This window comes from Streptomyces microflavus (assembly GCF_014650075.1).
Classification (GTDB): domain Bacteria; phylum Actinomycetota; class Actinomycetes; order Streptomycetales; family Streptomycetaceae; genus Streptomyces; species Streptomyces microflavus.
Map to the genome: position 1 here is coordinate 190,740 of NZ_BMUG01000005.1, position 21,134 is coordinate 211,873.

The 21,134-nt window shown below is 70.1% G+C and carries 19 protein-coding genes; 14 read left to right on the forward strand and 5 right to left on the reverse strand.

The features are described 5' to 3' along the window. From IE264_RS16205 to IE264_RS16220, 4 genes are all read left to right on the forward strand, one after another. Window positions 1-1,197: a pyridoxal phosphate-dependent aminotransferase gene (locus tag IE264_RS16205; protein WP_032754284.1), complete on the forward strand. Its 1,197-nt coding sequence runs from the start codon at window positions 1-3 to the stop codon at window positions 1,195-1,197. Further along, complete coding sequence (locus IE264_RS16210) at window positions 1,190-1,411, forward strand: heavy-metal-associated domain-containing protein (RefSeq protein ID WP_032754287.1); 222 nt, start codon at window positions 1,190-1,192, stop codon at window positions 1,409-1,411. Before IE264_RS16205 ends, IE264_RS16210 begins: the two co-directional genes overlap by 8 nt. A gap of 123 nt (window positions 1,412-1,534) precedes the next feature. Then, window positions 1,535-3,874, forward strand: coding sequence for a heavy metal translocating P-type ATPase (locus tag IE264_RS16215; RefSeq protein ID WP_032754290.1), 2,340 nt, complete (start codon window positions 1,535-1,537; stop codon window positions 3,872-3,874). Further along, complete coding sequence (locus tag IE264_RS16220; RefSeq protein WP_032754292.1) at window positions 3,871-4,806, forward strand: GNAT family N-acetyltransferase; 936 nt, start codon at window positions 3,871-3,873, stop codon at window positions 4,804-4,806. The genes IE264_RS16215 and IE264_RS16220 overlap by 4 nt, the downstream gene beginning before the upstream one ends. A 96-nt stretch (window positions 4,807-4,902) precedes the next feature. Here the strand turns inward: IE264_RS16220 and IE264_RS16225 are convergent, their stop codons facing one another. After that, on the reverse strand, window positions 4,903-5,280 hold the full coding sequence (locus tag IE264_RS16225; RefSeq protein ID WP_015606814.1) for an ArsR/SmtB family transcription factor: 378 nt from the start codon (window positions 5,278-5,280) through the stop codon (window positions 4,903-4,905). A 212-nt stretch (window positions 5,281-5,492) separates the two neighbouring features. Here IE264_RS16225 and IE264_RS16230 point away from each other — a divergent pair, with 212 nt between their 5' ends. Together IE264_RS16230 and IE264_RS16235 are read left to right on the forward strand one after the other, a co-directional pair. After that, window positions 5,493-6,647, forward strand: a complete 1,155-nt coding sequence (locus IE264_RS16230) for a Rieske 2Fe-2S domain-containing protein (RefSeq protein WP_032754295.1) — start codon at window positions 5,493-5,495, stop codon at window positions 6,645-6,647. 220 nt (window positions 6,648-6,867) lie between these two features. Beyond that, on the forward strand, window positions 6,868-8,355 hold the full coding sequence (locus IE264_RS16235) for a SpoIIE family protein phosphatase (protein ID WP_032754298.1): 1,488 nt from the start codon (window positions 6,868-6,870) through the stop codon (window positions 8,353-8,355). Window positions 8,356-8,377: 22 nt separating this feature from the next. Here the strand turns inward: IE264_RS16235 and IE264_RS16240 are convergent, their stop codons facing one another. Continuing rightward, a complete protein-coding gene (locus tag IE264_RS16240; protein WP_032754301.1) occupies window positions 8,378-9,379 on the reverse strand; it encodes an arsenic resistance protein in 1,002 nt (333 codons plus the stop codon). A gap of 238 nt (window positions 9,380-9,617) precedes the next feature. On the opposite strand from IE264_RS16240, the gene IE264_RS16245 reads away from it, so the two are divergent. Continuing rightward, on the forward strand, window positions 9,618-10,037 hold the full coding sequence (locus tag IE264_RS16245) for a TOBE domain-containing protein (protein WP_032754303.1): 420 nt from the start codon (window positions 9,618-9,620) through the stop codon (window positions 10,035-10,037). Window positions 10,038-10,128: 91 nt separating this feature from the next. Here IE264_RS16245 and IE264_RS16250 read toward each other — a convergent pair whose 3' ends face one another. Then, window positions 10,129-10,842 carry a M24 family metallopeptidase gene (locus IE264_RS16250; protein WP_032754306.1) on the reverse strand — a complete coding sequence of 238 codons (714 nt, stop codon included), beginning with the start codon at window positions 10,840-10,842 and terminating at the stop codon, window positions 10,129-10,131. A gap of 534 nt (window positions 10,843-11,376) precedes the next feature. Here IE264_RS16250 and IE264_RS16255 point away from each other — a divergent pair. Further along, a complete protein-coding gene (locus tag IE264_RS16255) occupies window positions 11,377-11,934 on the forward strand; it encodes a hypothetical protein (RefSeq protein WP_032754309.1) in 558 nt (185 codons plus the stop codon). 202 nt (window positions 11,935-12,136) lie between these two features. Here the strand turns inward: IE264_RS16255 and IE264_RS16260 are convergent, their stop codons facing one another. Together IE264_RS16260 and IE264_RS16265 are read right to left on the reverse strand one after the other, a co-directional pair. Continuing rightward, window positions 12,137-12,619, reverse strand: a complete 483-nt coding sequence (locus IE264_RS16260) for a molybdopterin-binding protein (protein ID WP_032754312.1) — start codon at window positions 12,617-12,619, stop codon at window positions 12,137-12,139. A 187-nt stretch (window positions 12,620-12,806) separates the two neighbouring features. Then, window positions 12,807-13,217, reverse strand: coding sequence for a TOBE domain-containing protein (locus IE264_RS16265; RefSeq protein ID WP_015606806.1), 411 nt, complete (start codon window positions 13,215-13,217; stop codon window positions 12,807-12,809). Between the two features lie 319 nt (window positions 13,218-13,536). Between IE264_RS16265 and IE264_RS16270 the strand changes: the two genes are divergently transcribed. The 6 genes from IE264_RS16270 to IE264_RS16295 all read left to right on the forward strand — a co-directional run bounded on the left by IE264_RS16270 (window position 13,537) and on the right by IE264_RS16295 (window position 21,130). After that, complete coding sequence (locus tag IE264_RS16270; RefSeq protein ID WP_015606805.1) at window positions 13,537-14,892, forward strand: lysine N(6)-hydroxylase/L-ornithine N(5)-oxygenase family protein; 1,356 nt, start codon at window positions 13,537-13,539, stop codon at window positions 14,890-14,892. An 84-nt stretch (window positions 14,893-14,976) separates the two neighbouring features. Then, a complete protein-coding gene (locus IE264_RS16275) occupies window positions 14,977-16,035 on the forward strand; it encodes a FecCD family ABC transporter permease (protein ID WP_190167652.1) in 1,059 nt (352 codons plus the stop codon). Window positions 16,036-16,061: 26 nt separating this feature from the next. Further along, the gene (locus IE264_RS16280) at window positions 16,062-17,162 is read left to right on the forward strand and encodes a FecCD family ABC transporter permease (protein ID WP_015606803.1); all 1,101 of its coding nucleotides are present in this window, start codon (window positions 16,062-16,064) and stop codon (window positions 17,160-17,162) included. A 68-nt stretch (window positions 17,163-17,230) separates the two neighbouring features. Next, the gene (locus IE264_RS16285) at window positions 17,231-18,094 is read left to right on the forward strand and encodes an ABC transporter ATP-binding protein (RefSeq protein ID WP_015606802.1); all 864 of its coding nucleotides are present in this window, start codon (window positions 17,231-17,233) and stop codon (window positions 18,092-18,094) included. A gap of 152 nt (window positions 18,095-18,246) precedes the next feature. Then, window positions 18,247-19,296: an iron-siderophore ABC transporter substrate-binding protein gene (locus tag IE264_RS16290; protein WP_015606801.1), complete on the forward strand. Its 1,050-nt coding sequence runs from the start codon at window positions 18,247-18,249 to the stop codon at window positions 19,294-19,296. Window positions 19,297-19,342: 46 nt separating this feature from the next. After that, window positions 19,343-21,130, forward strand: coding sequence for an ABC transporter ATP-binding protein (locus tag IE264_RS16295; protein ID WP_032754320.1), 1,788 nt, complete (start codon window positions 19,343-19,345; stop codon window positions 21,128-21,130). The last annotated feature ends 4 nt before the right edge of the window (window positions 21,131-21,134 follow it).

A 21,134-nucleotide genomic window follows, 5' to 3' on the forward strand; every position in this document is an offset into this window, starting at 1 on the left:
GTGCTGAGCAGCCGCGCACGATCGCTGCCCGCGTCCAGCACCGCGGCCCTGGACGCCGAGATCAAGGCCCGCATCGCCGACGGCGCCGACATCATCAACCTCACCGGCGGCGAACTCGACTTCCCTACCCCGGAGCAGGCGGCCGACGGCGCTCGGCGGGCCATCACCGAAGGCCTCACCCGGTACACGCCGGTCGCCGGTGTGCGGCCTCTCAGGGAGGCCATCGCCCGGCGCCTCTCGGAGCACTGGGGCTGCTCCTACGACGCGGCGCAGATCGTCACGACGAACGGCGCCAAGCAGGCACTCGCCCAGGTCTTCACCGTCCTGTGCGAGCCCGGCGACGAGGTGATCCTCCCGGCCCCGTACTGGGTCAGCTTCCCCCACATGATCGCTCTCGCAGGCGCCTTGCCGGTGACGGTCCCGACCGCCGGCACCGGCTTCAAGCTCACCCCCGATGCGCTCCGGGCTCACCTGACTCCACGGTCCAGAGTTCTGCTGCTCAACAACCCGTCCAACCCCACGGGCGTGGTCTACGAACGCTCCGAACTCCTGGCCCTTGCCCAGCTGGCCGTGGAGCACGGGCTGATCATCGTGACCGACGAGATATACGGGGACCTGGTCCACGCCGGTGCGTCCTTCACCAGCGTCGCCTCGCTCGGCCCGGACATCGCCGAACGGACCGTCACGATCGGCGGCTTCTCCAAGACGTACGCGATGACCGGATGGCGCATCGGATTCGCGGCGGCGCCCCTGCCCGTCGCCGCCGCCCTCAGGGCGGTGCAGGGTCACACCAGCTCCGCCCCCTCCTCGATCTCGCAGTACGCCGCGCTCGCCGCGCTGACCGACGGCACCGAGACCGAACTGGCCAGACGGGCAGCAGAGTTGAGCACCCGGCGCACGATCATGCGCGACGGGATCCTCAACCTGCCGCCCATCCGGCTGACGGCACCGCCGCAGGGCGGATTCTTCGTCTTCGCCGACATCAGCGCCCTCTGCGCACGGCCGGGCGACGACGCCGGCAGCGTCGCCCGAGACCTTCTGGAACACGCGGGCGTCGCGGTCATGCCCGGCAACGACTTCGCGGCCCCGGACCACGTCCGGTTGTCGTACGGGGTCGCCACCGAGGACATCGCCCGCGCCCTCGACCGCATCGGTACCTATCTGAAGTCCACCGGAACCGGAGTACACCATGGATAAGGCCACCATCTTCGAAGTCCGCGGGATGACCTGTGGAGGATGCGCCAAGCGCATCCGTACGGCCATCGAGACCGACCTCGGTGAGGACACCACGGTGACGGTCGACCACAGGAGTGGCCGAGTGACCGTGACCTCCCCGCACGACGTCACCCCCGAGGCCGTCCGGTCGGCCGTGGAGCGCACCGGGTACGAGTTCGCGGGAACGGCGGCGTGAGCCCCTCCATCCGGCTCACGCTCTACGCCGCCGTCCTCGTCGGATGTTTCGGCCTGGCCTGGCTGCTCGGCAGAGCCCTGCCACCTCTCTAACCCGACAGCCCTACCGAAGGAGACCGCAGTCATGGCCGGCACTGCCACGACGGCACCAGCCGTAGTCACGCTCGATATCGGCGGCATGACCTGCGGGGCCTGCTCGGCCCGCATCGAACGCAAGCTCAACCGACTCGAGGGCGTGACGGCTGAGGTCAACTTCGCCCTGGAGCGCGCTCACGTCAGTTTCGACGACCGACACACCGTCGACGAACTGATCGACACGGTCGGCAAGATGGGGTACAGCGCTGTGCTGCCCCCGCCGCCCGAGGCCGCGACCCCGTCGGCGGGACCCGGCGAATCGGCGGACGAGGCCGCTGACCGTGAACTGTCCGCCATGCGGCTGCGCATCCTCGTATGCCTCGCCCTCACGCTGCCGGTCATGGCCATGGCCATGGTCATGCCCCTGCAGTTCGACCACTGGCAGTGGCTGTCCCTCACGCTCGCGGCTCCCGTCGCCGTCTGGGGTGCCTGGCCCTTCCACACCGCGGCCTGGAAGAACCTCCGTCAGGCCGCCGGGACCATGGACTCCCTGGTCTCCATCGGAGTCCTCGCTTCCTTCGGCTGGTCGCTGTACGCCCTCTTCTTCGGCTACGCCGGGGTGACCGGCATGCAGATGCCGTTCCTCATGGTCCCGACGCCGGGGCAGGGCTCGCACCACATCTACCTCGAAGTCTCCACCTCCTTGACCCTCTTCGTCCTGGTGGGCCGGTACGCGGAGCACCGGGCCAAACGGAGGGCGGGAAGCGCGGTGCGGGCGCTGCTCGAACTCGGCGCCAAGGAGGTCACCGTCCTGAGGGCCGGTCAGGAGGTCGGCATCCCCGTGGGCGAGCTGCGCGTCGGGGACCTCTTCGTGGTCCGCCCCGGCGAGAAGATCGCCACCGACGGCAGCGTCGTCGAAGGTGCCTCGGCCGTGGACGTCTCCATGCTGACCGGTGAGAGCGTGCCCCAGGAAGTGGCCGAGGGCGACGCCGTCACCGGAGCCACCGTCAACACCAGCGGTCGCCTCGTGGTCCGCGCGGAACGCGTGGGGGCCGACACCCAGCTCGCCCACATCAGCCGGCTGGTCTCCGAGGCGCAGGCGGGCAAGGCCCCCGTTCAGCGGCTCGCCGACCGGATCGCGGCCGTGTTCGTCCCCGTCGTCATCGGCATCGCCCTGGCGGTCGCCGGATTCTGGATCGGAAACGGCGGAGGCGCGGCCGCCGCGCTCACCGCCTCGGTCGCCGTGCTGGTGGTGGCCTGCCCCTGCTCCCTCGGGCTTGCCACCCCCACCGCTCTGCTCGTGGGTACCGGACGTGGCGCACAACTGGGCATCGTCATCCGGGGACCGCACATTCTTGAATCGACCCGGCGTATCGACACCGTCGTCCTGGACAAGACCGGCACCGTGACGACGGGCCGGATGCGGCTCGTCGCGACGGCATACGCGGAGGAAACGGACCGCGACGAACTCCTCACGCTCGCGGCCGCCCTGGAGCAGGCTTCCGAACACCCCATCGCGACGGCGGTGACCGCCGCGGCCGCCGAGGTGGCACCCGTGCTGCCCAAGGTCGACGCATTCCGTGCCAGTGCCGGCTTCGGCGTGGTGGGCCGCGTGGGGGAGCGCGACGTGATGGTCGGCCGGCCGAGCTGGGTCGGCGAGCGCATGGAGATGCCGGACGGCCTGCGGAAGAGCCTGGACGACCTGGAGAACAGCGGCCGGACGGCGGTGGCGGTCGGCTGGGACGACGAGGTGCGCGGACTCCTCTTCGTCGCCGACGAGGCCAAGCCCACCAGCCGTCCGGCGATCGACGAGATGCGACGGCTCGGGCTGACGCCCGTACTCCTCACCGGTGACACCACCGGGGCGGCCCGACGCATCGCCGACGACATGGGCATCACCGACGTCCACGCCGAGGTGCTTCCCCAGGACAAGGCGGCAGTCGTCCGCCGCCTCCAGGAGGAAGGCCGCACCGTGGCCATGGTGGGCGACGGCATCAACGACGCCGCCGCCCTCGCACAGGCGGACCTGGGCATCGCCATCGGAGGGGGAACCGACGCGGCCATCGAGGCGAGCGACATCACCCTGGTCCGCGGCGACCTGCGGGACGCCGCCGACGCCGTACGCCTGTCCCGGCGCACCCTCGGGACGATCAAGGGCAACCTGTTCTGGGCCTTCATCTACAACCTGGCGGGCATTCCCCTCGCCGCGTCAGGCGTCCTCAACCCGATGATCGCCGCCGCGGCCATGGTGCTGTCCAGCATCTTCGTGGTGACGAACAGCCTGCGGCTGCGCCGCTTCACGTCCTCGTCGCAGACGGACGCCGGCCGCTCCAGGACGAGAACGGCTACGGCACCGGCCTCTCCCCGGGACCTCGCGGGCGTCTCGTGATCGTCCACTCCCTGGGGCTGCCGGTGGCTCTCGTCGACGTCGATCAGGCCATGAGCGGCGAGTGGCGTGACCACGAGCACCAGGTGGACGTGGTCAGGGTGCAGGACCCGCCCCACCACGCATGGCCATGGCTGAGGGAGGCGGGATTCCACCCGAAACCCCAGGTGATCATGTGGCGCGCCGAGGTACTGGAGTCGGAGGACACCTACCTCGCCGCCCTTTCCGGGAAGGACCGCTACGACATCCGCTCCGCCTACCGGCGGGCGGGCGAGGCGGGCCTCCTGATCCGTACCGAGACGCTGACCCCCGAACTGCTCGACCAGTTCATCGAGCTGTACGAGCGACAGGTCGCCGGCATGAGGCACGGGTGGGCAGTCGCCGTCCACCAGCGTGCCGACATCCTCGACGAGGCCGATACCTACTGTGCGGTCACGGTCCGCAGCGGCAGCACCTTGGTGGGAGCCTGCCTGGATCAGGACCTGCCGGATCGTCAGGAGATGCGTGCGCGCTTCTCGGCCGTGACACCGGGACAGCGGAGCGACAGTCTCTCCCGGGTCCTCTACTGGGAGACGATACGGGAAGCACGGCTGAGGGGGAGGCGCTGGGCGACGCTCGGCCGGGACGTCAACCTTTACGGGCACCTGGGCAACGCGGGGCTGTTCAGCTTCAAGTCGAGGCTCGGCTTCACGGCAGTGCCCGGCCAGCTGGTGGAGCCCGGCACCGGATCTCACCAGGCCGACCGGGTGGTCGGCTTCGCCGCCCTGTCCGATCCCGCGCTGCTGCTCTCCTATGCGGCTGTGGACGGGGAGGAGGCGGCCGTGTCGGCGCCGCTGCTGGGCAATCTGTTCAGTGCCCGGGAAGTGGACCCCCGCCCCTTCCGAGGAGCTGGGCTGGCAGGGCTGACTCTGCATGAAGTCCGTCCGCCCGCGTGAGCCGGGAATGCCGTACGACGTTGCGCGGCGCCCCTGCCGGATGAGCGGCGGCGGGGGCTCGCGGTCGGCCGAAGCCGGAGTTCACCAGTGGCCGGGTCACGCCTTTGCCGAGGCTGCGGAAAGTATGCGTCCCATCGCCGCGAGCGTTGCCGGATCGACCCGGTAGTAGATCCAGGTGCCCCGGCGCTCGGAGATCAACAGCCCCGCCTCCCTCAGCCTCCTGAGGTGGTGAGAGACCGTCGGCTGGGAGACTCCGACGTCGGACACATCGCAAACGCAGGCCTCGCCGTCCTTGTGCGATGCGATGGCTGACAGGAGGCGCAGGCGGATCGGGTCGCCGAGCGCCTTGAACAGCTGAGCGGCTGCTTCGGCCTCTTCACTGCTCAGGGGACGTTCGGAGAGCGGGGGACAGCACGACTCCACCGCACGTTCGTCGACGAACGGGGTCGTGGACAGTGCTCTCATCCTGTTCATGGCTCTATATTGACATATCTCGAATCAGAGTGGCAGTGGCAGGTGGTGACCGGCTTGGGTCTTTGTGATCCTGGCGCTCCCTGGCGCTCGAAAACACCTCTCTGCGGTGTACACGCGCCCCCGCGGAAGCACCCGTCCGGACGCCCCGGGCAGGCGCTCCGCCCCGGGCAGTGGCCAGGATGGAAGGGGCTTCCCACGTACGAGGGAGAGGTATGACCGAGAACCGCTCGGACAAGGTCGCACGCGGTCGGCCCCGGGAGCATCGGAATCCACTCCCCGGCCTGCCCGACCTGCGGCGGGTCGGGGCGAACCCGGACTTCTGGTACCCGGTCGCGCTCTCACGGAGAGTGCGCAGCGGGCGGGTGGCCGCCACCGCGTTCGCCGGGGAGCGCATCGCGCTCTTCCGCGGCCGGAGCGGTGCCGTCCATGCGCTGGAGGACCGGTGCGCCCACCGGCAGGTGCCGCTGAGCATGGGCGTCGTGGACGGCGAGACGCTCCGCTGCTGCTATCACGCCTGGGCCTACCGCGGCGACGGCCGCATCTCGCAGATCCCCTACCTGTCCAAGGGCGACGGCCGGCCGCCACGCGGCGTGCGCGCCTACCCGGTGCGCGAGGCCTACGGCCTGGTGTTCGTCTTTCCGGGCGACCCGGAGAAAGCGGCGGTCACCCCGCTGCCCGACGTACCCGGCTTCGCCTCGTCGAAGTACAGGACCATGACCTTCTCCCGGACCGTGCGCTGCCACTACTCGTTCATGCACGAGAACCTGCTCGACATGAACCACCAGTTCCTCCACCGGGGCGTGGTCGGCAAACTCCAGCCGCAGCTGCTGGCGTACGAGAGCGGCTCGCGTTCGGTGGAGGCCCGGTATCTGTTCACCCACACCGGGGGCAAGCGCAACCGCAGTGCCCGCCTGCTCGCTGCCGAGGGCATCGGCGGCCGGGCGTCCAGCGACGTCATGACCATCCGCACCGAATACCCCTACCAGACTCTGGACCTGCTCCCGGAGAAGGCCGATCACCCGGCACTGCGTCTCTGGGCTGTGTACGTGCCCGAGGACGCGGAGCAACGCACCTGCCACGCCTACGGCCTGCTCATGATCGAGAAGCCCAGGATTCCCGCCGCACTGCATGTGGCCTGGCCGTTCATCCGGCACTTCACCGAACGGGTCTTCGCGGAAGACCGCATGGCCGTCGAAGCCGAACAGCGGGCGTGGGACGAGCAGGGCGAGGACCGCAACCACGAGGTCTTCTCCCTGATCCTGGACGTCCGCGACGTGCTGCGCACCAACGGCGTCCCTCTCACCCCCGACGCCACCGCCGGCACCCGGGCGTGCGACACCCGGGCGTGCGACGACCTGGTGCCCTGACCCGGCCCGCTCACCGGCAAACTGCGGACAGTGCTCACCCCTGATCAGAGCGTAGCGAATCGCGGGATTCACCCGCACCGGATCCTGCGACAGCCGTGGGTGTGCGCGTGCGCGTACGGGTGGCGCAGGGGGACGATGGGGAGGCCGGGGTACGGACTCCGCGGCCTCCCCATCGTCCGGCAGGCAGCGGTCCGGTCGGCGGCTGGAAGGAGCCTGGGTTATGGGTGTGACCGAGTCCTTTCGGGGCGAGCCGGGTACGGCGGGCGTGGTTCCGGCCGGACGGGGTGGCCTGCTGGATGTGCTGAACGTGGCCGCCGTCCTCCTCGATGCGGAGGGCAGGATCGACCTCTGGAGCCCGCAGGCCGAGATCCTCTTCGGCTACAGCGCCGAGGAGGCCCTGGGCCAGTACGCGGCCCAGCTGCTGATCGACAAGGAGCACCTGGACACGGTGCTGGCCTTGTTCGCCAGGGTGATGGACGACGGCGAGAGCTGGGCAGGGGTCGTTCCCGTCCGGAACAAGGACGGCAGCACGCGGCGGGTGGAGTTCCGCAACATGCGGTTGCAGGACGACCAGCGCGAATACTGGGCGCTGGGTCTGGCCACGGACCAGGCGACGCTGCAGCAGGTGGAGCGGCATCTGGCGCTGTCGGCCCAGCTGGTGTCCCAGTCGCCGATCGGGCTGGGCATGCTGGACACCGATCTTCGGTACGTCTCCGTCAACCCGGCGGAGGAGCGGATGAACGGTGTGTCCGCCGCCGAGCATGTCGGACGGCACGTCCACGAGGTGCTGCCCCACCTGGACCCGTCCTTCGAAGCGGTCATGCGGGAGGTCCTGGCCACCGGGGTACCGATGCTGGACCAGTACACCGTGGGCCGGACGGCAGCCGACCCGGACAACGACCACGCCTGGTCGATCTCCTTCTACCGGCTCGAGACCCCCAGCGGGGAAGTGCTGGGAGTGGCCACCTCCAGCGTCGATGTCACCGACCGGCACCGCGCCGTGGAAGAGCAGCGCCACACCGCTCTCACCCTCCAGCGCAGCCTGCTGCCCCATCCTCCTCCGCAGCGCCCAGGTCTCGACATCGCCTTCCGCTACCGCCCCGCACAGGCCACGATGGAGATCGGCGGGGACTGGTTCGACGTCATCCCTCTGAGCGGCGACAAGACCGCGCTCGTCGTCGGCGACGTCATGGGCAGCGGCGTCGGGGCCGCGGCCACCATGGGGCAGCTGCGCACCGCCACCAGGACCCTGGCCGATCTCGACCTGGCTCCCGCCCAGGTCCTGTACCACCTCGACCACATCACCGACGGTCTCGAGACCATCGCAACCTGTGTCTACGCTGTCTTCGACCCCCGCGCCCTGCTGTGCCGGCTCTCCCTCGCCGGGCATCTGCCGCCGGTCCTTCTCCACCCGGACGGCACACGCCGACTGCTCGACCTACCCACCGGAGCACCCCTGGGCGGCTGCGGCGTCTCTTTCGACACCACCACCATCTCCATCGCGCCGGGCGACCAGCTCGTCCTGTACACCGACGGTCTGGTGGAGACCCGCGACCAGCCGATCGACGAACGCCTGGGCGCTCTTCTCGACGTCCTCGACGACCCGGGCCGCTCGCTGGACGCGACCTGCGACCTTCTTCTGCACACCCTGCGTGCGGTGGGGGACCGCGACGACGTAGCCCTGCTCATCGCCCGGGCCGGTTCCTGAGCGCCCGCCGGACCGGCCGCGCTCAGGAACCGGCCCGGACCGTCGCGGGCTTCTCGGCGGGGACGAGACGGGGGACGAGACGGACGTAGAGGACCATGCCGAGTACTTCTACGAGGGTCTGGGCGACGACCACGGCCGCCGCGACCGACAGGGCGTCGGGCAGGGCGAGCGCGAGGGGCAGGACCACCAGTGAGTTGCGGGTCGCGCCGGAGAAGACGACCGCCCGGGAGGCCGGGGTGTCGAGACGGAACAGCCGGGCCACCAGTTTCCCGGCGAAGGCCATGATGATCAGGAAAGCCGCGTAGAACGGGATGACGGCGGCGACGTCGGCGAGGCTGTCGCCGAGCTCGGGGACCTGGGACGCGACCACGACGAAGAGGGTGGCGGCCATCAGCGGGACCATCGTGGTGGTCGCGGCGTCGGAGACCTTCCGCCCGGCGGGCCGACGGGCGGCCCATGCCTGAAGGGCCCAGGCCAGGGCGAGCGGGATGACGATCAGGACGACGAACGCCTCGACGAACGGGCCGGTCTCGACGATGTCGGCCAGTGCCGAGCCCATGAACAGGTACAGGAACCCGGGCAGCAGCAGCATCTGGGCGACCAGCAGCAGCGGTGTGGCGGCCAGCAGGCGGCGGCCGGAGCCGCCGGCCAGCCCGGAGAAGACGATCACGTAGTCCACGCACGGGCAGAGCAGGACGAGCAGCACGCCGATCCGTACGGCCCGGTCGGCGGGGAGGAGGACGAACATTCCGGTGACCACCAGCGGTACCACCACGAAGTTGACCACCAGGGCGGCGGACAGGAACCGGCCGTCGCGCAGCGAGCGGACCAGCTCGGCGGCCGGGACCTGGAGGAACGTCACGAACAGCAGCGCGCCGAGCACCGGGTTGATGGCGTGCTCCAGGCCGGGCCCGAAGGGCGGTGCCGCCCACCCCACCAGGGCGCCCGCCGCCATGGCCCCGAGATACACCGCGATCTGGTGGTGCTCCATCCGCTCGACGGGACCCGACCGTTCCTGCGACACCGCATGCTCCCTTGCCTACCCGCCCGCACCTGGCGGCGGCCGTTTCCGTCATCCTCACAGGCCCGGCTTCCGCCCCTGGCACGGGTGCCGGGATCACAGGCCCTGGTTTGCGGTGTTCCATCAGCAATTGCCTGGCAGGTGCGATGCGGTCACCATGGGGCCTTCTCCTCGGTACTACCGTCAGGGCGACGGCCGATGAGATCGCGGCCGGTACATCCGCATGTCTGTGAGGCACTCCATGGCTCTGAGTATCCGCAACCAGTTGGCCGGTACCGTCACGTCCGTCACCCCGGGCGAGGTCATGGCCACCGTGCAGGTCCGCCTCGAAGGCGGCCAGGACGTCACCGCCGCGATCACCCTGGAAGCAGTGAAGGACCTCGGGCTCGGGGAGGGCAGCGAGGTGGGGATCCTGGTGAAGTCGACCGAGGTGTCGCTGGCGACCGGCCCGGTGGAGGGCCTGTCCATCCGTAACCGCTTCCCCGGCACCGTCACGGAGGTCGCGACGGGCGGTGCGATGGCCTCGGTCAAGGTCGCGGTCGAGGGCGGAAAGCTGACTGCCGCGATCACCAAGGACGCGGTGGACGACCTCGGCCTCGCGGTGGGGACGCCCGTCGTCGCGCTGGTCAAGTCCACCGAGGTCTCGCTGACCGCTCGCTGAGAGACCCTGGGGGGCGGCTCGCCAGGTCCTGGCGGGCCCGCACGGGTCGCATGGATCGCACGGGTTGCACGGGCCTCGTGCGGGCGAATCCTCAGGCCAGATCGAGGAGTTGCTCGTAGAAGCCGCCGAAGCCCCGCGCCCGGTCCACGAGATGGATTTCGAGGATCCAGTGGCAGGTCCGCCCGGCCTTGTCCGTCCGCCGCAGCGGGGTGTCGTTCTCCGGCGTGATGTAGGACTCCGCCTTCGCGCCGTCGTTCACCTCGTGCGGGAACTCGCCTACGAGGTGCCCGGCGTGCCAGATGCCGATCTCCCACCCCGCCTCCCGCGCGAGACGTTCCACCTCGGCGTGGAGCCGGCGGCCGGTGATGGCGGGGTCGGCGGCGAAGAAGGCCCGTCCCGCGTCGAAGATCCGGGGGAGGTCGTCGAGCAGCCGGTGCTTGTGCGGGTCGTCGCCGAAGACGTAGGTGCGGCCGAAGTCCGCCTCGTACTCCTCGAAGATCGGGCCGAAGTCCGCGAACGCGACGTCGTCCTCGCCGATGGTCCGGTCCGGCGGGTTCTCCCGGTAGGGGAGCAGGGTGTTGGGGCCCGAGCGGATGATGCGCTTGTGCCAGTGCTTGGTGGTGCCGAACATCTCGTTGGCCAGGTCCCGGATGCGGTCGCTCACCTCGCGCTCGCCCACGCCGGGCGCCACCAGGCCACGCGCGGCCGTCTCGTCGAAGAGGGCGACCGCCTTCTCCTGAGCCGCGACGAGACCGGCGGCCCGGCGACTCTCGTCCGGTCCTGCGTGATCGACCCCGAACGTCATCCCGTTCCCCCGTCCAACTGCCGCCGTAGATCGCGCCCATCCTCACATAGGCGAGGCCCGGTCGGGGAAAAGGCCGCACATACGTCAGGGGAAGACGGTGCTGTGGACGCGGCGGAGGCTGAGGGTCAGCTGCGCGGGAGTGGAGCGGCGCCGTCGTCCTCGTACGCGTAGCGCCTGCCGGTCCATACGTCGCCGATGAGGTGGTAGCCGCGCTCCTCCCAGAACCCGGGCCGGTGACCCGAGAGGAGGCACGGTCGGCCGCTCTCCTGGCACTGGCGCCGTCTCCCTGCGGGCCGCTACGGCGGGACTCCGAGTCCCCTCGCACACATACTCTCCCCGACATCCGCGGCCGGAGCGGGCGGCACCCCCCGGGGCGCGTCCGGTGCGTGCCATTCGGCGGCGGCCCCCGGCCGGGTTCTCGGGCAGGTCGGGTCGGCTGTGAAGCGGCGGGGGTGCAGTAGGGTCCCCTCCCGGCGGTCCCCTTCCGCACGTCGGACCGGGCCGCACCACACCACCCCGCACCGAGGATCAGCCTTGACCCCGCATTCCCTGGCGTTCTACGTGGACGTCGTCACCACCGGCACCACGCTCGGCGTGGGGCCCGCGGACTCTCCGGACCGCGTCACCGAGGTCCTCGGGCCGGACTTCGCCGAGAACACCTTCGGCAGTCGCAGCATGTGCCGTGACTACGGCCTCGCCGAGTTCCACTGGGACCGCGCTTTCGCGGACCGCCCCTGGTCCGGCAGCCACTTCACCCTGCAGGTGCACCGGCTCGCGTACCGGGACCGCACCCTCGTCAACGATGAACTCCGGGCCCGGTACGGGAGGTTCACTCCCCGGCTCCGGTTCGAGAAGCTGCAACGTCTGCTGACGCGGCGCGGGGTCCCCCTGCTGGAGGTCCCGGAAAGCCCGGGGAACGCCCCGTACTTCCGTACTTTCTGGCAGCCCGGTTCGCATGTGGCCGTCTCCGTCATCGGCACCTACGGCGAGTACAGCACGCCGGACAACCTGCGGGTCGGTGACGTATACAGCATCCAGGCCCCGATGGCCGCCGCGGAAGTGGAGTGGCGGCGCAAACGGGTGGCCGGATGATCAGTGACGGAGACGGTCTTCCGGCCTGTTCACCCCGTGGGCCCGTCGTCGTGAGAGGTGGGCCGAAATGAGGCCCCTCGCCGTGGCCGCGGCGATACAGCCCGGCCAACGCGTCACTTCCCGAACGGGCGTGGTGTCATCGCGCCATCACTTCAGCCGGGCGGCGAGGCCGATGATTCCGGTCCTGACCCGAAGCCGCCGGTTACCGTGCCCCCGGCCATGCGCCGACCCAGACCCGGGTGATGGCGCTGATGTAGCGAGCCCCGCACCGGTCGACGGGCACCACCAGCTGGCTGCCGGCCGCGTCCAGGTCCTCATCGTCCAGACGGGTGGCCAGGAGGACGGGGGCGTCGCCGAAATCGGCGTCGATCTCCGCCCACGCCAGCACCGTATGGTGCCCGTCGCCACCGGACACCGCCAGGGCGAACCGGGACCGGTCCTTGCGCCGGCGGGTGTCGAAGAGCGGATGTGAGGCGAGGGCGACCTCGCGCAGCAGGGGCCCCTCGAACACATGGCGCTGCGGCCCGCTGGTGGCGCAGTCGAAGACGACCTCCGCCCGGTGCTGCTTCCATCCGTCGCGCAGGTCGGGCACCGTCAGGGTGGCGGGGCGGCCGACATCGCCGAGCACGGCCAGCGATGCGAGCTGTGTGGCAGGGGCGGGGTGTGGCGCACGGAGTCGGCTCATGGAGGATCCCCCAGTCGGACGGCCCGCGGGGCGGCTGCCAGGGAGGTATGCCCAGCGGGCGATCCGTCGAATCGTGCCTGCGAGGCCCTGTGCGCCTACGGCCTGGCTTCTGGGAACCCGTCCAGGGGATCCTCTTCACATCCGCCCACCCGACGGGTAGGCCCGGGCCCAGGTCGTGTGGACGCCCTCAGGCCTGGCTTCCGGGGCGATCGATGTGCACGTTGGTCGACTTGACCCGTGCCGTCGCCAGCACTCCCACTTCGAGGCCGAGTTCCTCCACGGACTCGCGGCTGATCAGCGACACCAGCCGGTGCGGACCCGACTGGATCTCCACCTGGGCCACGATGTCGTCCATCCTGACGGCGGTGACGATCCCGGCGAACGAATTGCGCACCGATGTCAGAGCCCCGCCGTCGGGCACCGGGTGCAGGCCGGCGGCACGCTCCGTGGCGAAGGCCGCCAGGCTCACCCCGTCGATCACCCGGTTCCCCGAGCTGCCCCGGTCCATCACGAGGTGACCGCCGTCCGCCCACCGGCGCACGGTTTCCGGACTCACGGCCAGCAGCTCTGCGGCCTGGCCAATGCTGTACGAAGGCACCCCCGCACTCTAGGCCAACGGCGAGGCCCCGTCGTCGCACCGGCGACTCGTCGACTCAGCGAGCACTGCGGAGGTCCGCTCCGCCGCGCCACTCTGGTCACTTCATGTCATGCGCAGCTCACTGCGACCGACAACGACGTTGGCCGGTCATTCAATTGACGTGACATCAGTCGTCCAGGTATCCGCTTTGCCCTATCGACAGCCCCGATCCAATTAGCTTAGGCTCACCTAAGTCGGGCTGGGCCGCTCTGTCGGCGTGCCCATCTCGCCTACCTTCCCCGGCGCCTGACAGGCGGCTTTCCCGCACGATGGGAGTGACATGTCACAGGTTCATCCTGGCGACGCACCACTGGTCCACGACCTCATTGGGATCGGCTTCGGCCCCTCCAATGTGGCCATGGCGATCGCGCTCAGAGAGCACAACACACGCGTCGGCGGGCAGGAGCCCGTCACCGCCCACTTCTTCGAGCAGCAGCAGAGCTTCGGCTGGCACCGCGGCATGCTGATCGACGACGCCACGATGCAAGTGTCTTTCCTCAAAGACCTGGTGACACTCCGGAACCCGGCCAGCGAATTCAGCTTCCTCTGCTACCTGCAGAGCAGGGGCCGGCTGATCGACTTCATCAACCACAAGAACCTCTTCCCCCTGCGCGTGGAGTTCCACGACTACTTCGAGTGGGCCGCGGCCAAGGTCGACGACATGGTCTCGTACGGCCACGAGGTCGTCTCCGTGACACCCTTCGTCCATGACGGCACCGTGGAGTACCTGGACGTGACCGTCCGGTCGGGCGGCGGCCTCGAAGTGCACCGGGCCCGCAACCTCGTCATCGGTACCGGGCTGCGGCCCGTCCTGCCGGAAGGGGTGCGGCGCGGCGAGCGCGTCTGGCACAACTCCGATCTGCTGCGCAAGGTCGACGGACTGGAGGGCACCTCGCCCTCACGGTTCGTCGTCGTGGGCGCCGGACAGAGCGCCGCCGAGAACGTCGCCTACCTCCACCGCCGCTTCCCCGAGGCCGAGGTCTGCGCGGTCTTCTCCCGCTACGGCTACAGCCCCGCCGACGACAGCAGCTTCGCCAACCGGATCTTCGACCCCGGGGCGGTCGACGAGTACTTCGCAGCGCCCGACAGCGTCAAGAGCCAGCTGATGGCCTATCACGGGAACACCAACTACTCCGTGGTGGACATCGACCTGATCGACGACCTGTACCGGCAGATGTACCGGGAGAAGGTCCTCGGCACCGAACGGCTGCGCTTCCTCAACGTGTCCCGGGTCACCGACGTCGAGGAGAAGCCCGACAGCGTCCGTACCACCGTGAAATCCCTCGTCACGGGCGAGGAGACGCCCCTGGACGCCGACATCGTGGTGTTCGCCACCGGCTACAGCCCCGCCGACCCGCTCGGACTCCTCGGTGAGGTCGCCGACCGCTGCCTGCTCGACGACGAGGGCCGCGTCCGGGTCGAGCGCGACTACCGCATCGCCACCGACCCCGCCCTGAGCTGCGGAATCTATCTGCAGGGCGGTACGGAGCACACGCACGGCATCACGACGTCGCTGCTGTCCAACACCGCGATACGGGTCGGGGAGATCCTGGACTCGCTGCTCGACCGGAGCGTCAAATCCACCTCGGACGAGGCCCGCCCGGTCACCGACGGCACCGGCAGCGCCGTCGCGTAGGCACATCAGGGGCGCACCCGGCGGCGGGTGCGCCCCCGCCCGGCCATGGGTTTCGGTGGATCAATAGGGATAACGTACGTCCATATGAGCACGACTGCAGTCGAGCGCCCCGTGCCCAGGGGTGCGACAGAGATCCGCCGCGGGCGGGTCGTGGGATTGGGCACGCTGGTGGCGTTCCTCGCGCTCGTCGCCACCCTGTCGTTGGCTGTGGGTGCCCGTTCGCTCACCCCCGCCGAGGTCTGGCACGGGCTGTTCGCGGCGGCGGACTCCGATCAGCGGCTGACCGAGATCCGGCTCATCGTGCAGACGGTCCGGGTGCCCCGCACGGTCCTCGCGATCGTGGCGGGGGCCGCCCTGGGCGTCGGCGGTGCGCTGATCCAGGGGTACACACGTAACCCCATTGCCGACACGGGGTTGTTGGGCGTGAACAGCGGTGCCTCGTTCGCCGTGGTGTCGGTGATCGCCGTGTTCGGCTTCACCGACCCGTTCCAGTACGTCTGGTTCGCCTTCGTGGGCGCGGCGCTCGCCGGTGTCGTCGTCTTCGGCCTGGCGAGCATCGGCAGGGGAGCGGGCAATCCGCTGACCCTCGCCCTGGCCGGGCAGGGCATCACGGTCTTCCTGATGGCGATGACCACCGCGGTCGCGCTGACCGACCAGAAGTCGCTGAACGCGCTGCGGTTCTTCAACGCGGGCTCCGTGGCCGGGGTGGGGTTCGACGTCATCTGGCCAGTGACCGGGTTCATCGCCGTCGGGCTCGTCCTGGCACTCAGCATGCTGCCCTCCCTCAACCTGCTCAACCTGGGCGACGACGTGGCGCGCGGGCTGGGCGTGAACATCGTGCTGAGCCGGGCCGTCGGCATCGTCGCCATCACCCTGCTGGCGGGCGCGGCCACGGCGGCGTGCGGCCCGATCGCGTTCCTCGGGCTCATGGTCGCCCACGTGGCCCGGTATCTGACCGGGCCCGACTACCGCTGGCTGGTGCCGTACGCGGGTCTGCTCGGCGCCGTCGTCCTGCTGGTCTGCGACATCGTGGGGCGCCTGGTGGTGCGGCCCGGTGAGCTGGAACCGGGTGTCGTGGTCGCCCTCATCGGCGCCCCGTTCTTCGCGGTCCTGGTGTGGCGGGGAAAGTTCAAGAGCGCATGAGCAGAGCAGACATGAGCAGGGCGGACATGAGCGCAGCGGACATGGACAGGGCAGGCGTGGACAAGGCGGACGCGAACCCACCGCTGGCGCCGGGCGTGCGGCTCGGGCAGGTGTCGTTCGTCTGGCGGCCCTGGCTCGTCCTGGTCTCGCTGGTGCTGGCGGGGGCCGCCTTCCTGGTGTTCTGTCTCTCCATCGCCGTCGGGGACTTCCCCATCGGCCTGTCGCGGGTGATCGCCACACTGCTGGGCCAGGGCGAACAGGTCGACGAGTTCGTCGTGATGGACCTGCGGATGCCGCGCGCCCTGGCCGGCCTCATCGTGGGGATCGCCCTCGGCGTGTCCGGCGCGATCACCCAGTCCGTCGCCCGCAATCCGCTCGCCAGCCCCGACATCCTCGGGATCACCAGCGGGGCCAGTGCGGTCGCGGTGTTCCTGGTGACGGTGTCGGGCGGAGCCGCCGCGGCGGTCGCGGGCACGGTGGGGCTGTCGGCGGCGGCGCTCCTCGGCGGTCTGGGCACGGGCCTGCTGGTCTACTTCATGGCCTGGCGGCGCGGGGTCGACGGTTTCCGGCTCATCCTCATCGGCATCTCGGTCACCGCCGTGATGCAGGCGCTCACGACCTGGCTCCTGGTGTCGGCCGACATCAGGGACGTGGCGCGGGCCCAGGCGTGGCTGGTCGGCTCGCTGGACGGCCGGTCGTGGGGCGAGGTCCACATCGCGTTCTGGGGCTCACTGGCCCTTCTTCTCGTGGTGGCCACCGCCGCTTTCCAGTTCAAGCCGATGCACCTCGGTGACGACGTGGCCGCCGGTCTTGGCGTCCGGTACACGAGGGTGCGAGCCGTCCTCCTGCTGTGCGCGGTGCTCCTGGCCGCCGTGGCGGTGAGCGCGGCGGGCCCCGTCCCGTTCGTCGCGCTGGTGGCGCCCCAGGTGGCGATGCGGCTGGCGAGGTGCCCGACGCCGCCGATGGTGGCCTCCGGGCTGCTGGGGGCGCTGCTCCTGATCGGTTCGGACCTCATCGCGCGGACAGCGCTGCCCATCACGCTTCCGGTCGGTGTGGTCACCGCCGCGATCGGCGGCCCGTTCCTCGTCTACCTGCTGGTACGGGCGAACCTCCGCCAGGGCGTGTAAGTAACGTCCTGAGGCGAACTCCCGCCGGAGGCAATAAGGTTAGGCGAGCCTAATTCGAGGGGGCGCTTGTGGTCGCGCAGTTCATCACCGAGACCCGGACCGAGGTCGAGGACGTCGCACGGCTGGCGGCGAGGGGCGTCACGGTCGGCTACGGCGGACGGGCGGTCATCGACGATCTCGACGTATCCATCCCGCCCGGCGTGGTCACCACGATCATCGGCCCCAACGGCTGTGGTAAGTCGACGCTGTTGCGCACCTTGACGCGCCTGCTCAAGCCGGCCAAGGGGACGGTGGTGCTGGACGGCGAGGACATCGACAGACTCAGGACCCGGGACGTGGCGAAGAAGCTCGGCCTGCTGCCGCAGGCGCCCGTGGCGCCCGAGGGGCTGACGGTGGGCGACCTGGTCGCCAGGGGGCGTCACCCGCACCAGAGCTGGCTGCGGCAGTGGTCGTCGGACGACGCCGGTGTCGTGGAGCGCGCACTGGCCATGACCGGGGTGGCCGATCTGGCCGACCGTCCGGTCGACTCGCTCTCCGGCGGCCAGCGTCAACGCGTCTGGATCTCGATGACCCTGGCCCAGGGCACCGATCTGCTGCTGCTGGACGAGCCGACCACCTATCTGGACCTCGCGCACGCCATCGATGTGCTCGACCTGGTGGACGACCTCCACGAGTCGGGGTGCACCGTCGTCATGGTGCTGCACGACCTCAACCTGGCCACGCGCTACAGCGACAACCTCATCGTGATGCGGGCGGGCTCGATCCTGGCGCAGGGGCATCCGCGTGACGTGATCACCGCCGAGCTGCTGTACGAGGCCTTCGGGCTGCAGGCCAAGGTGATCGACGATCCGGTGGGCGACCGGCCGCTCATCGTCCCGATCGGACGTACGCACGTACGGCTCGAACCCGTGACCGACCCGCTGGCGAAGTGAGCTCGAAACAGGGGGACTTGGCCGTTCGCTCGGCTCCGTCCGAGTGCGGGAATGTTATCAAGTAAGGCTAGGCTGGCCTCACTTCGGCGGGATAGGGTTTGCTCGCCCTCATAAAGGGGCGCAATGGACAGCGCGAAAGCAAGGGATTCCGGATGCTTCTCCATCGAACGACGCTTGTGAAGCCGTGGCGGCGGCTGGCCGCGGCACTTTCCGTCGCGACCCTCGGCGTCGGCCTCCTCGCCGGATGCGGTTCCGACACGGAGGCGAAGAAGAGCGACGACGCCCCGGCCGCCGACGCCGGCGCGTTCCCGGTCACGGTGGAGCACGCGTTCGGATCCACGAAGGTCGAGAAGGCCCCCAAGCGTGTCGTCTCCGTCGGCTACACGGACGACCAGGCCATCCTGGCGTTCGGCATCAAGCCCGTCGGCATGGTCGACCAGTACCCGAACCCGGTCGGCCAGACCCCCGACATCAACACCCAGTGGCCCTGGGTGAAGGAGCAGTGGGGCGACACCCGCCCCGAGGTCATCATGAACAACGGTGACGCGGGCCCCAACTACGAGAAGATCGCCTCCCTCCGCCCGGACCTGATCATCGCGGTCTACTCCGAGGTCGACCAGGCCGCCTACGACAAGCTCTCCAAGATCGCGCCCACCGTCGGCCGCACCAAGGCCGAGAAGGAGCCCTTCAGCGCTCCGTGGCAGGACAACGCGGTCCACATCGCCAAGGCGCTCGGCAAGGAGACCGAGGGCACCGCACTGGTGAAGGGCATCCAGGACAAGCTCGACACGGCCAAGAAGGACAACCCCGCGTTCGCGAGCCAGACCGCGGTCGCCCTGTCCTGGTACAAGGGTGCGGTGTACCCGTTCACCTCCACCGATGTGCGCGGCCAGCTCGTCACCGGCTCCGGGTTCGGCTACCAGACCGAGATCGACAAGATCGCCGACGGCAAGTTCTCCACCGAGCTCTCGCCCGAGCGCATCGACCTGGTCGACGTCGACCGCATCTTCGTCATCAACGACAAGGCGGACACGGAGGCGCTGAAGAAGTTCGAGCTCTTCGCCAACCTGCCCGCCGTCAAGAACGGCAAGGTCTCCTACCTCCTGGACAGCGAGGGCCCCGCGATCGGAGCCGCCATGTCCCAGGGCACGCTGCTCTCCCTGCCGTACGCGATCGACGAGCTCGTCAAGTCGGCCAAGTAGAGATGACGGCCGAACCGCCCTTCCCCCACCGAGAACTGGCGATTGCGTGACAGTCACCGACACCCCTGCGGTCCCGACGAAGCTGCGTACGGCGACGGGGAGGGAGGCCACCGGGTGGGTCGCGGCACACTGCCGCCGAGCCCCCTGGCTGACCCTCTCCACCGTGCTCACCACCGTGGCGGGAGCGGCCCTCCAAGTGGTCCCCGTGCTCCTGCTGGGCCGGGTGGTCGACGGGGTGGTCGGTGGCGAATCACGCTCGGTGCTCGTCACGGTCGGGGTGCTGATGGGGGCCGCCGCGCTGTTCGGCGCGGCGGCCACCGCGGCCTCCACGTACCTGATCGGGCGGCTGGGGGCGGAACTCCTCGCGCAGCTCCGGGAGAGCGCCGTCCGGGCGGTGCTGGGGATGCCGAGCGCCCGCGTCGAGCAGGTCGGCCGGGGCGATGTGCTCTCCCGGGTCGGCGACGATGTGGCCGTGCTGTCCAAGGGCATCCGGCAGGCCATCCCCACGGTGTTCTCGGCGGGGGTGCTGGTCGCCATCGCCACGCTCGGCATGTTCGGCCTGGACTGGCGGCTCGGCCTGGCCGGGGCCTGCGCCCTGCCGGCGTACGCGCTGGCCCTGCGCTGGTACCTGCCCAGGTCCGCGCCGCTCTACCGCGATCAGCGCATCGCCCAGGCCGACCGCGCGCAGGCGCTGATCAGCGGCCTCAACGGAATCGACACCGTACGGGCGTACCGCCTGGAGGGCGACGTCCGCGAGAAGGTCACCGCCGAGTCGTGGCGGGTGCGCAACCTGGGCGTCGAGGTCTTCCGGTTCTTCGGCCGGTTCGTCGGCCGGGAGAACCGCGCCGAGTTCATCGGTCTGGTCCTGATCCTGGTGGTGGGGTACGCCCTGCTGGAGGCCGACGCCGCCACGCTCGGCGAGGTGTCGGCGGCCCCGCTGATGTTCCACCGGCTGTTCACTCCGCTGGGCGCCATCATGTTCACCTTCGACGAGGCGCAGAAGTCGGGCGCGAGCCTCACCCGTCTGGTCGGGGTGCTGGGGGAGCCTGCCGAGGACCGGCTGGTGGGTGACGTGTCCGTCGCCCGGGCCGAGGCCGTACCGCACGCGGTGACCGTGGAGGGCCTGACCTTCAGCTATCCGGACACCGAGGAACCGGTCCTGCGGGACGTGAACCTGTCCATCCCGGCCGGCGGTTCGCTGGCGCTGGTGGGCGCGACGGGCGCGGGCAAGTCGACCCTGGCCGCGCTGATCGCCGGCATAGGGATCCCGCAGGCCGGGGCCGTACGCATCGGGACGCGGGACCTCGCGGGGCTCGACGAGGCCGAGGCGCGCTCCCTGGTGAGCATCCTGACCCAGGAGACCCACGTGTTCTCCGGGTCGCTCGCCGACGATCTGCGGCTCGCCGCACCCGAGGCGAACGACGAGCAGCTGATGGACGCGCTGCGGACCGTCGGCGCCGACGGATGGGTCGAGCCGCTGCCCGGCGGGCTGAACGCCAAGGTCGGCGAGGGCGGTGAGCGCCTGGATGTGACCAAGGTCGCTCAAGTCGCTCTGGCGCGGCTGGTGTTGAGCCGCTCGCCGGTGGTGGTCCTCGACGAGTCGACCGCCGAGGCGGGCAGCGAGGGCGCCGCCGAGCTGGAGCGCGCCGTACTGGCCGCCTGCGCGGGCCGCACCACGCTGTACGTGGCCCACCGGCTGACCCAGGCGATGGCGGCGGACCGGATCGCCGTGCTGGACGCGGGGCGCGTGGTGGAAGAGGGGACCCATGAGGAGCTGGTGGCTCTGGGCGGCATGTACGCGCGGCTGTGGCGCGCGTGGCGCGAAGGTAGTTAGGTCA

Bases quoted from the DNA above. Each gene is read 5' to 3' on its own strand.
- IE264_RS16210 (WP_032754287.1), top strand. From the start codon at position 1,190: ATGGATAAGGCCACCATCTTCGAAGTCCGCGGGATGACCTGTGGAGGA.
- IE264_RS16215 (WP_032754290.1), top strand. From the start codon at position 1,535: ATGGCCGGCACTGCCACGACGGCACCAGCCGTAGTCACGCTCGATATC.
- IE264_RS16225 (WP_015606814.1), bottom strand. From the start codon at position 5,280: ATGAACAGGATGAGAGCACTGTCCACGACCCCGTTCGTCGACGAACGT.
- IE264_RS16230 (WP_032754295.1), top strand. From the start codon at position 5,493: ATGACCGAGAACCGCTCGGACAAGGTCGCACGCGGTCGGCCCCGGGAG.
- IE264_RS16235 (WP_032754298.1), top strand. From the start codon at position 6,868: ATGGGTGTGACCGAGTCCTTTCGGGGCGAGCCGGGTACGGCGGGCGTG.
- IE264_RS16245 (WP_032754303.1), top strand. From the start codon at position 9,618: ATGGCTCTGAGTATCCGCAACCAGTTGGCCGGTACCGTCACGTCCGTC.
- IE264_RS16250 (WP_032754306.1), bottom strand. From the start codon at position 10,842: ATGACGTTCGGGGTCGATCACGCAGGACCGGACGAGAGTCGCCGGGCC.
- IE264_RS16260 (WP_032754312.1), bottom strand. From the start codon at position 12,619: ATGAGCCGACTCCGTGCGCCACACCCCGCCCCTGCCACACAGCTCGCA.
- IE264_RS16270 (WP_015606805.1), top strand. From the start codon at position 13,537: ATGTCACAGGTTCATCCTGGCGACGCACCACTGGTCCACGACCTCATT.
- IE264_RS16275 (WP_190167652.1), top strand. From the start codon at position 14,977: ATGAGCACGACTGCAGTCGAGCGCCCCGTGCCCAGGGGTGCGACAGAG.
- IE264_RS16280 (WP_015606803.1), top strand. From the start codon at position 16,062: ATGAGCGCAGCGGACATGGACAGGGCAGGCGTGGACAAGGCGGACGCG.
- IE264_RS16290 (WP_015606801.1), top strand. From the start codon at position 18,247: ATGCTTCTCCATCGAACGACGCTTGTGAAGCCGTGGCGGCGGCTGGCC.